The sequence below is a fragment of the Phormidium sp. FACHB-1136 genome, from assembly GCF_014697375.1.
Lineage (GTDB): Bacteria > Cyanobacteriota > Cyanobacteriia > Phormidesmidales > Phormidesmidaceae > Nodosilinea.
On sequence record NZ_JACJRS010000191.1, the window covers coordinates 1 to 4,371 of the forward strand.

Annotated in this window: 6 protein-coding genes; all 6 read right to left on the reverse strand. The window is 55.2% G+C overall.

Annotated elements, in window-relative coordinates; translation table 11 throughout:
* Positions 1 to 68: 68 nt before the first annotated feature.
* On the reverse strand, positions 69 to 335 hold the full coding sequence (locus tag H6G62_RS26150) for a hypothetical protein (RefSeq protein WP_190500651.1): 267 nt from the start codon (positions 333 to 335) through the stop codon (positions 69 to 71).
* A gap of 27 nt (positions 336 to 362) precedes the next feature.
* Positions 363 to 608 carry a hypothetical protein gene (locus H6G62_RS26155; RefSeq protein WP_190500653.1) on the reverse strand — a complete coding sequence of 82 codons (246 nt, stop codon included), beginning with the start codon at positions 606 to 608 and terminating at the stop codon, positions 363 to 365.
* A 190-nt stretch (positions 609 to 798) separates the two neighbouring features.
* On the reverse strand, positions 799 to 1,065 hold the full coding sequence (locus H6G62_RS26160) for a CopG family transcriptional regulator (protein WP_190500655.1): 267 nt from the start codon (positions 1,063 to 1,065) through the stop codon (positions 799 to 801).
* A gap of 283 nt (positions 1,066 to 1,348) precedes the next feature.
* Positions 1,349 to 2,113 carry an AAA family ATPase gene (locus H6G62_RS26165; RefSeq protein WP_190500657.1) on the reverse strand — a complete coding sequence of 255 codons (765 nt, stop codon included), beginning with the start codon at positions 2,111 to 2,113 and terminating at the stop codon, positions 1,349 to 1,351.
* Between the two features lie 354 nt (positions 2,114 to 2,467).
* Positions 2,468 to 2,749, reverse strand: a complete 282-nt coding sequence (locus tag H6G62_RS26170) for a WGR domain-containing protein (RefSeq protein WP_190500659.1) — start codon at positions 2,747 to 2,749, stop codon at positions 2,468 to 2,470.
* 117 nt (positions 2,750 to 2,866) lie between these two features.
* Positions 2,867 to 4,371, reverse strand: a 1,505-nt coding sequence (locus tag H6G62_RS26175) for a plasmid replication protein, CyRepA1 family (protein ID WP_199325259.1), incomplete at its 5' end; no start/stop codon positions are given.

Below are 4,371 nucleotides of genomic sequence, written 5' to 3' on the forward strand. Positions count from 1 at the left end.
ACTCAAACTCACATCGGCGTGAGCTGGCCTTGAGGTAACGAGTGGGGCTGGAGGGCAGGGCACCCATGCTAGGCTCGGTTACGGGCTAGACCGGGACGACCGCTAGGAGTAAGGACTCGGGCTGGCCTTGAGGATCGCTCCCGGCCCACGTCAAGACTTGCCGGATTCGCCTCCACCACGTACACGGGCATTCCATCTATAACCCGATAGAGGGTGAGGCAGGTACAGACCCAACCTTGAGCCCTGAGTTGGGCCGCACTCTGGTCTCGCTGGGCGATAGCGCTTTCGCACTCATCCCAGGCGGTGGGCAGGAAGGCTTGACTGAGGGTCGGCATAGATCAACGGCCTGACTGACGTTGACCCTAGTGTAGGGGATGGGGGGACTGTCTGACTTGGAGCAACGCACCCGCTACCTGTTTACCGTTGAGGTTGACCTTGAGGGCTTGAATCAGAATGAGCGCTACCTGCTGAATCTCCGCGTCGCTCATGGCCATCCAGTGGGCCTCAAAGTCAGCATCGCTATAGGTTTCGAGGGTAGCTAACAACTCAAATAGGGCCAGATCCAGCGCTGGGGACAGGCGTTTGGTTTGACTGGAGGGGTGGGTCATGGGTGGGATAGTAAAAGGACATCTCACCCTGGGCGATAGCCCCATTGATCTGGGCGTGAGGATGGAGGTGACTTCGTTATCCCCATCCTGAACCTAGAGGCACTCGCCAGAGTACAGACCCCGCTTTGATATCCTCGTTTCCTTCTAGGCTAAAGTGATGACCTAATTCACGCACTCTTCTAGCCTGACATTACCTGTGGCCAAACTTGCTGAACATGGACTCGGCTCGCTTGCGGTTAGCCTGCTGCTGCCGATGATCATGCTTCTGGCTGGCCTTCTCCACCACCTGAGCCAAGGCTTCTGGATGAGCCTCCATATACTCATACATTGCCTCGATCAGCACTTCGCGGCTCAGCCCCTGCTGCCGACAAAAGGTGTGAAGTCGGTCAATCAGATCCGCCTCTAGGCGAAAGGTGCTGCGCTTGACCATCGGCTCCTCATCCAGAGGTTTAGACATCTGGATATCTATATGTCTAGATATCTCTAATTCATGGCCTGCGCTAGAAGATAAAGACATCTGGACGTCTATATGTCTAGACTTATCCACTTCAGAAGACTCTACTAGGGCCGCATCCTCAACTCCTCCGGATTCAACAGGTCTAGAGTTTTGCACATCTATATGTCTAGATGCCTGTATGTCTGTATGTCCAGACATATGAATATCTTGAGGGATCGATACCAGCGATGCATCGCGGGGGGCAACTTTAGGGCGCTGCCGTTGTTTGAGTCGGTCTAGGGCATCACTCATGGATCAAAGCCTCCACAATTTGCTCGAAGGGGTATTGCAGGTCGGGCTGGCCCAGATCGCTGAGCAACTTGCCCTGGCGGATAGCGTTCTTAAACTTCTCAGACTCGCGGATGGAGGCCAGAATGGGAGCATCCTCGGCAAACTCTTTCATCACGGCGATGTTTTGTCGCCCTTCTAGCGTTTGGGTATTGCCCACCCAGCGATCCCGAAAGGGAATTATCCCTAGTACCGATCCAGTGAACGCTTCTAAATCCGCTTGCTCATTTAAAAAATCCAGCGTATCCACCAAGGAGTTCACGCCCTTAACGTTGGCCTCTACCGGAATCAGCACATAGTCAGAGGCCCCGACGGCGGAGAGACAGATTTGTGATCGCGACGGCTGCACATCAATCAGCACCACATCGAACAGATCGTGAATCTTACGCAATCGCTGTTTCAAGATAAATGCCCCCGCCCCACTGCTGCTCAAAAAATCACTGACTTTGAACAAGCCACGGTCAGCGGGCATCACAAACAGGTTCTCGTACTGGGTTTCGTAGATGCCATCCTCGACCTCCACCTGCTTGGTTAGCACCTCAAACAGACTCGGCTCGTCAGCCTGCACCTCATGGCCTAGATAAAAGGTCAGGTTTGCCTGGGGGTCGGCATCCACCGTCAGCACCTTTTTCCCCTGCCGAGCCAGCAGCAGCGCGGTAAAAAATACCGTGGTCGTTTTTCCCTGTCCCCCCGATAAGGAAATTGCTGAACAGATTTTCACAGGCCCATTCCATAACAGCGCATTGAGGATAGCCTCTAGACATCAAAGTATCAATATACCTGTATGCCTAGAGTTAAATATGTCTGTATGTCTTGACATATTTAACTCTAGGCATTGATATGCTTTTAATTCTCCTTCCCTGAGATGACAAGGAAAGTGTCGAACAGACCACTACAAGCCTATTCCATAACAGTGCCTCGAAGATGACAGCTAGGCATCAAGACACTAATATGCCCATACATCTATATATCTAGGCTTAAATATGTCTAGACATATAGATGTATACAAGTCCAGGTATTGATGTGTTTTGACTCATGCTTTACTAACGTTAGGACGGTCTTACTCCCTGTTTGATTAGGAATCCCAGGTGTCAAAGTCCTGCCTGGAATAGTCATCAAGGACATACCCCCGATAGCGACGGCGCTTGAGGATGTTCTGCATCAACCGCTGTCCGTCTTCCAAGTCAGCACAGACGGTTTCCCGCTGGCCTCCCTTGCCCGTGCGGCGACCACTCCACTTCCGCAGCAACACCCACTCGCCAAAGAGATTCTGGCGTAGCGCACAGGCGTAGATACGGTCGCCCCGCTGCCAAAACAGTTCCTGCCATTGGTCGGGGTCGTAGTGCGGCTCGGTCATCGCCTCCACCGTCCTAATTCACAAACCCTATGGATCGTTACCGCTTGAACTCCATCATAAAGTGCCTCCACAAGATCCAACGTCTGCGGAGGATGATCAACATCGAGTCAGCGAGCTTTATCCAGCCAGTTCCAGGGCTATCAGGTCAGCCAGGGGCACCGTACGCACTGTTTGTACGATGGGATTTTGGAGTTGAATCGTCGCTGACTCGTCTTCAGTCGCCAGCACCACCCAATATCCTAGAGAACTGCCCCACCGGACTTGCTGCCCGACCCACAAATCATCTGTTTTAGGGGGGTGTCGTGTGTCACATCCCCTGAATGACTGGTCATTAATCACTGGGGGTGTGTCAGGGGGCGAGGCCCGATGGTCGCTGGCATTTCGGCGTTCGGCCCGACGGGCGAGGATGGCCAGGGCTTGGGCTTTGGCATCGGGGTCAATTTGGTACGAACGGGTACGTTGTTGGTTTCCCTGCCGCAACTGCCGGGACAGGGTGGTGAGGCCCATCTGGTCGAGGAGTTGGCCGAGGATTTGCTGAGGCCGCATCTCCGGTTTAATGGACACATTCAGCGCCGCCTTGACTTGGGGAGCCAGGGCCAGCGCTTGAGTGGCAAACTGGGCCAAGGCGTCATCGTCGCTCAACCATTCGTCCGGGTTGTTCACCCATCGGTCGAGTCCAAGGTGCACCCTGACCTGTCGTCGTAGTTCGGCGGTGGAAATGTCCCAGGGACAAAGGCCGAGATGGTGTTGGGCCTGTCGTTCCACGGAGCGCACCACGGCGGCGCTGGCGGTATCGGGATACAAGAACGCTTCGAGTTCGAGCAGTTGGCCCCGATAGCGCCCGTGATTGTCGAGCAGCACCAGGTCAGTGGTGACAGCGTCGAGGGGGATGGCATAGAACTCGGCGAGGTGCCATTTGTCTAGGGCTAGCCGTTCGTCAGGGTCGAGGTGTTCGGCCATCTCTAATGCCTTGACTTGCGGGGCGGTTAGGTTGACGGCTGAGGCGGTGGCCCTAGCTTCAGCGGCCTTGATCTGGAGACGGGCTTCGGCCATCTGTTGTTTGGCCTCCTGGTGGGTGTCGAGTCGTTCAATCGTGAGAGGGTGTCCCTCATGGATCAGCCGCACCTTAAGGGCAGAGCGCAGCGATAGCATCGAGCGGTTACGCTGAGCTTCTAGGGTGGCCCATAGGTGGACGTGGGGATTGAGCCAGTCGTAGTCGGTGATGTTCCCGATGAGGGCTCCTAGGCTGGCGGCGGTCATCTGGGCGTTGGCGTTGGCCTTGTCCTGGAGCAGCTTTTTCAGGCGGAGGGGATTGGTGTCACGGCCCACCTTGGAAAAGTTGCGGCCATACTTGGCACACCAGACGATACGGGGGATAGGCTGTCGCACCCTGGCCAGGGCTTGGCTCATGTCCGCATCGGTGCTGCTGGCTCCCCAAAACAGGCCGTAGACCTGGTCGAAGTGGTTGACTTCAATCGAGACGCCAGTGCCCATACTGGGGGTGGCAATCACGATGGGGTAGTCGGTGATGGTGGTGTTGGGATCCATAATCACCGCTTTTTCTAGCTCACCGCTGCTGGTATCGCTGTTGAGCAACAGCACGTTCAACCGGGCCGCTTCAA